This window comes from Phenylobacterium sp., from assembly GCF_044372605.1.
Taxonomy (GTDB): domain Bacteria; phylum Pseudomonadota; class Alphaproteobacteria; order Caulobacterales; family Caulobacteraceae; genus Phenylobacterium.
Genome location: NZ_JBILRO010000233.1, coordinates 1 through 5,454, shown reverse-complemented (window position 1 = coordinate 5,454; position 5,454 = coordinate 1). Strand labels below are relative to the sequence as shown.

Annotated in this window: 6 protein-coding genes; 2 read left to right on the top strand and 4 right to left on the bottom strand. The window is 65.8% G+C overall.

The window, feature by feature from the left end; all coding sequences use genetic code 11:
• The 4 genes from ACIQ42_RS15455 to ACIQ42_RS15440 form a co-directional block, all read right to left on the bottom strand.
• Positions 1 to 1,132, bottom strand: a 1,132-nt coding sequence (locus ACIQ42_RS15455; protein WP_397423143.1) for a sulfatase-like hydrolase/transferase, incomplete at its 3' end; no start/stop codon positions are given.
• A gap of 59 nt (positions 1,133 to 1,191) precedes the next feature.
• Entirely contained in the window at positions 1,192 to 1,317 is a 126-nt protein-coding gene (locus ACIQ42_RS15450; RefSeq protein ID WP_397423142.1) for a hypothetical protein, read from the bottom strand.
• Between the two features lie 48 nt (positions 1,318 to 1,365).
• Entirely contained in the window at positions 1,366 to 2,274 is a 909-nt protein-coding gene (locus ACIQ42_RS15445) for a hydrogen peroxide-inducible genes activator (protein WP_397423141.1), read from the bottom strand.
• A 58-nt stretch (positions 2,275 to 2,332) separates the two neighbouring features.
• Entirely contained in the window at positions 2,333 to 3,184 is an 852-nt protein-coding gene (locus ACIQ42_RS15440) for a glutamate racemase (protein ID WP_397423140.1), read from the bottom strand.
• Between the two features lie 171 nt (positions 3,185 to 3,355).
• Here ACIQ42_RS15440 and ACIQ42_RS15435 point away from each other — a divergent pair, with 171 nt between their 5' ends.
• Together ACIQ42_RS15435 and ACIQ42_RS15430 are read left to right on the top strand one after the other, a co-directional pair.
• Entirely contained in the window at positions 3,356 to 4,018 is a 663-nt protein-coding gene (locus tag ACIQ42_RS15435) for a TetR/AcrR family transcriptional regulator (protein ID WP_397423139.1), read from the top strand.
• Between the two features lie 68 nt (positions 4,019 to 4,086).
• A partial coding sequence (locus ACIQ42_RS15430) for a M3 family metallopeptidase (protein WP_397423138.1) occupies positions 4,087 to 5,454 on the top strand: 1,368 nt, incomplete at its 3' end.

The window sequence follows — 5,454 nt, the reverse complement described above, 5'->3', positions numbered from 1 at the left end:
AACTGGCAACGAATTTCCAGCGGTCGGTGCGGACCGCCGCCACCCTTTCATTGTTGAACAGGATCAGTTCGTCGTGCGGGCTCTTTGCGCCGCGGGTCAGGACGGCAGACAGATCCCGACCATCGATCAGGGCCCCGGGCAGCGGGCGGCCGGTCAAAGCCAGAATCGTCGGCAGCAGGTCGATGTTCATGGCGATTTCGCCGCTGACCTTGCCGGCCGGAAGTCGTCCGGGACCCCAGGCGATGAACGGCACGCGGTAGCCGCCATCCCAGCCCGCCCCGCCCTTCCGGTCGCGCAAGGGGCCCGATGAGCCCTCCATCCAGGGCCCGTTATCCGAGGTCACGAAAACCAGGGTGTCGCGATCAATCCCCAGCGCCTTCAGTCGCGCTGTCAGCCGACCAACCTGGCTGTCGATTTCTTCCACAACATCGCCATAGGCGGCGGCCCGCGAGTGGCCCGCGTGGTCGGGGTGGGGGTCCAGCGCAAGATGCGGCGCCGTGAGCGAGAGCATCAGGAAAAATGGCCCGGCCTTGTTCTCCTCGATGAACTGGATCCCGCGATCAAAGAACCGCCGGGTCAGGCGCGGAAAATCCACATCTTCCTGGGTCAGTTCGACCCCCGGCGCCGCCGTGTAGAGCGACAGCGGCTTCATGTCGTGGCTGTAGGGCAGTCCGAAGAACAGGTCATAGCCATGCTTTGTCGGCGGCCAGAACGGCGCCACATGGCCCAGATGCCATTTTCCGACGAGGGCGGTGGCGTAGTCCGGCTTGAGCGCCTCGGCGAGGGTGATTTCAGACAGCGCCAGGCCGTTGGTGTCGGAGGCCCGGATGACCTCATACGCAAGACCCGTCCGGATCGGATAGCGGCCGGTCTGCAGCCCGGCACGCGACGGCGTGCAGATGTTCGCCGAGGCGTAGAAGTCCGTCATCCGCACGCCTTGCCGCGCCAGGCGGTCGAGGTTCGGCGTGGCGATCAGGTTGGAGCCCTGGACGCCCAGGTCGCCGTAGCCGAGGTCATCGGCCAGCACGACCACGACGTTCGGCGGACGCCGGACGGGCGCCGCTGCAGTGGCTCCCATCGCCGCCAGACCTGCCAGCACCTGCCGCCGCTGCGGCGTTGCGCCCTTCACCATCACGTTCCCCCCGGGATTTTGTGGAAGCCTCGCAGGGTGCCTGCGTCGTGTCGAGCGCTTCAGCTACGTTCGATGCCCGAGGCCGTGTCGTCGATCATGCCGGCGATGCGATCCAGGTCGTCCGGCGCAACCGGGCGCGCCATCCGGTGATTGATCGCAGGTTCATCATCGCACGTCCGATCCAAGGACGAGACGGTCCGACGCAGGCGCTTCTGACTGCATCCAGATGAGACCTATCCGGGCTCACAGACATCTTGCAGCACCGCGGCCAGCAACCGCCCCTCGGCGCGGCGGTTGGAGCCCGCGCGCCAGGCCACCACGATCTCACGTACGGGGTTCTCGGCGTCGATGGGGCGAATGGCGATGTTCACCCCGCTCACAAGGCCGGCGCTCACCGCCATGCCCGGAAGAAAGGTCACGCCCAGCCCTGAGGCCACCATCTGTACCAGGGTGGGGAGCGAGGTGGCGGCGAACGGTTCCTCCCCGCTGCCCATACGGGGCGGGTTGAGGCGACAGGCCGAGAGCGCGTGCTCGCGAAGACAGTGGCCATCCTCGAGCAGGATCAGGTTTTCGCGCTCCAGCGCGTCGGGAGAAATCGAGGACAGTCCGGCCAGTGCATGATCGGCGGGCACGGCGGCCAGCAACTCATCGTCGACCACAGGGGCCCACTCGAGCCCGCTCATATCGTAGGGCAGCGCGATCAGGGCGGCGTCCAGACGACCGGCCTTGAGCTGGGAGATCAGGCGTTGGGTCAGGTCTTCCCGCAGGAACAGCCGAAGCCGGGGGAAGCGGTCCCGCAACAGGGCAAGCGCGCCTGGCAACAGGAACGGGGCGATCGTCGGAATGACACCCAGCCGGAACCGTCCAGCCAGGGGTTGGCCGGCGTTCTTGGCAGCCTCGACCAGTTCCTCGGCCTCGTTGAGGATCACCGTGGCGCGGCGCAAGGCTTCCTCTCCCACCGGCGTCAGGATCACGCCGGATCGCGCGCGATCCACCACTGGCGCGCCAAGCGTCCGCTCCAGTTCCTGGATGCCCGCCGACAGGGTTGGCTGGGTGACGTGCGCGGCCTCCGCAGCCTTTCCAAAGGCGCCGTGCTCGGCGAGGAGCTTGAGGTACTGGAGTTGGCGGATCGTGGGGAGCATCGGGAGACTTTAGGCTGCGCCTATCAATCTCGCAAAATCTATCGAGGCCGCCATCGGATCAGGCCGACTGAAAACTCAGTGGCTCGCCCCAGAAAGCCTCGACCAATCCGTGCTGAGCCCCCGGCTGGCCCGTGGTCAGGAAAAGTCGACGCGACGAGGAACCCGGATCGAACTCCGGATGTCGTGTCAGGTAACGCGCCAGCGCTTCGGCCGTCGCCTCGGGTTGACGGATCAGCGGCGTGCCTGGCGGCAGCGCTGCCCGGAACAGGTCCGCGACGATCTCATAGTGGGTGCAGCCCAGGATCGCGCGGTCAGGATGGCGTCCGATCCGTATGGCCAGCGCCTTCACGTGGCCTGCGATCACGGTGGTGAGCTCCATCCGTGGCGCTCCCGTCTCGATCATCCGGGCCAGATCCGGACAGGGCTCGGAGAACACCGCCACATCCTGCCGCCGCTTGTCGATCTCGATCTCATAGACCCGGCTCCGGGCGGTCGCCGGCGTGGAGAACACCCCCAGCACATCCAGCTTCTCGACCTTGTCGCCGCGACGGTCCGCCTCATGTTCCCACGGCAGGCCGGTCGCCGCCTCGATGGTGGGCACGACGATCCCCAGGATGTTCACCGACCGGCCCGCCTCGCGCCGATACCCCGGAAGCCAGGTCTGCTGCAGTCGCCGGAGCGCCACGCTGGCGGCGGTGTTGCACGCCAGCACGACCACATCGCAGCCCTGCTCGAACAACCGAACACACCCTGCTCGCGTCAGGTCGACGATCTCCTCGCCCGACTTGCCGCCATAGGGCGCATTGGCCTGGTCGGCGAGATACAGGAAATCGGCGGTCGGAAACCGCTCGACGAGACGGTGATGGACCGTCAACCCACCGATCCCAGAGTCAAAGACACCTATCGCCATACCCCGGTGTTAGCGGGCGTCGCAGGGACTGTCACCGTTGGCGGCGGCCAGCGATCCATTCGCCTCTGGCCTGTACCCACGCACGTCTCAGGGGACTCGGTTTGACACCGTCGCAAATCCTTCGTCTAGGGTGCACTGACGCCGCTAAAGACCGGTGGGGGGACGGGTCGGATGAGTGAGAGGTTTGGGGGCGAACCCCATCTCCTGGGCGAGCCGCGCACGGGCTTGCGTCGGCGGATTCTGGACGCGGCGGCCAGGGTCATCGCGGCGAAGGGTGCGAACACCTGTTCCATAGAAGACTTCGTCAGCGCGACCGACGTGTCACGCGATGACTTTCTGACCTACTTTCCCACCGTGATGGATGTGCTTCAGGCGCTGAATGCACGTATCATCCGCGAGCTTGACTGGGGGCTGGAAGACGCTCGAAACACCATAGACGACCCCGTCGAGCTGATCGCTGCGATCCTGCATCGTATCTGGGCTGCGACGATCGCCGACCCGGTCAAGGGCTGGGTCGCGATCCGGCTGGAAGGATCGGTGGCTCCACTCGAGTCCGTCTGGCAGGAACAGTTCGACATCCTGCACCGACGCGCCGTCGCTGACGGTCGATTCCATGCGAGCGACCTGCGGGCTGCCAGAATTCTGGCATTCGGGGCGCTGCGGACGGCCATGCGCGAGTACTATCTCGGCCGGGTTGGCGTTGATCAAGGGCACCATCTGGTGGTGATGCTACTCACGGCCTTTGGTCTGGCGAACCGGGAGGCGACCGCCATCAGTCGCTCGCAGGATCTGACCGGCGCAATTGGTGGCGGCCAGAGCGGGATGGCGCATTAGATCTGCGCCCGGGTGACGTCCTGAACGGTTCAACGTAGAAGATACCGGAGCCGTCTTTCGGAGACCCCATGCGCCGGCGTACCTTCCTGGCTGCTTCAGTCGCTGCAGTGGCTTGGCCCCGCTCCGGCGCCTCGCAGATCACGAATTCGCTGCTGACGCCCTGGACAGGGCCATACGGGGGCGTACCTCCCTTTGACCGGGTCAAGGTCGCCGAGTTTGTTCCTGCTGCGGAGGCCGCAATGGCCGAGGAGTGGCAAGAGGTGGAAACCCTGGCCGCAAACCCTGCCCCGCCTACGTTCGACAACACCATCGCGGCTCTGGAAAACACCGGATCAGCGGCCGGGCGCGCCGCGGCGATCTACAGCGTCTGGATCGGCACACTTTCAACTCCAGAAGTCCGCGCCGCTGACCGCACACTTCGACCCCGGCTGGCGGAACACCTCGATCGGATCAAGCAGCACAGCGCGCTCTTCAGACGAGTGGATGCGGTCTATCAGGCACGGCACGCGGCCAGATTGACCGTCGAGCAGATGCGTCTCACCGAGTTTCGATGGAGCCGCATGGTGCAGAGCGGGGCGCAGCTTGAACCGCCGGGCAAGGCGAGGCTTGCGGCCATCAATGCGGAACTGGCCGGCTGCTACACGATCTTCGCCCAGAATGTGCTGGTGGAGGAGAACGATCACGTCCTCTACCTGAAGGAGGCCGATCTGTCGGGACTGCCGACAGACCTGCGAGCCAGCGCTGCGACTGCGGCTGCCGCCCGACGACGTCCCGGTGACTTCGCCATTCTCAATATCCGTTCCGCCGTCGATCCCTTCATGACGTACTCTGACCGGCGGGATCTGCGTGAGCGCGTCTGGAGATCTTTCTACGGCCGGGGCGACAACGGCGACGCGCGCGACAACAACGGCCTGATCACACGGATTTTGCGGCTACGCGCCGAGCGGGCGAAGCTGCTGGGTTACCCCACACATGCCCACTGGAACCTGGACAAGAGCTCCATGGCCGGAACACCGCAGGCGGCCCTGGACCTGATGCTGCGTGTCTGGCCCTCGGCCATTGCTCGGGTCCGCGAAGAGGTGGCCGAAATGCAGGCCATCGCCGACCGGGAAACCGTCGGTGTCCAGATCGCGCCCTGGGACTACCGCTACTATGCCGAGAAGGTCCGCAAGGCCCGATACGATCTCGACCTCAATGAGGTGAAGCCCTACCTGCAGCTCGACCGGATGCGCGAGGCCCTGCAATGGGTGGCCGGGCGTCTCTACGGTCTGCAGTTCACCCAGGTCTTCGATGTCCCGACGCAGCACCCCAGCGTCACCGTCTTTCAGGTCAGGCGCGGCGCGCGGCCCATGGGCCTCTGGTATTTCGACACCCTCGCCCGGCCCGGCAAGACCTCAGGCGCCTGGATGAACACCTATCGGGCGCAGCAGACCTAT

What these genes read in the sequence shown, in the direction of transcription:
- ACIQ42_RS15445 (WP_397423141.1), bottom strand. Translation starts at nt 2,274, where the DNA reads ATGCTCCCCACGATCCGCCAACTCCAGTACCTCAAGCTCCTCGCCGAG.
- ACIQ42_RS15440 (WP_397423140.1), bottom strand. Translation starts at nt 3,184, where the DNA reads ATGGCGATAGGTGTCTTTGACTCTGGGATCGGTGGGTTGACGGTCCAT.
- ACIQ42_RS15435 (WP_397423139.1), top strand. Translation starts at nt 3,356, where the DNA reads ATGAGTGAGAGGTTTGGGGGCGAACCCCATCTCCTGGGCGAGCCGCGC.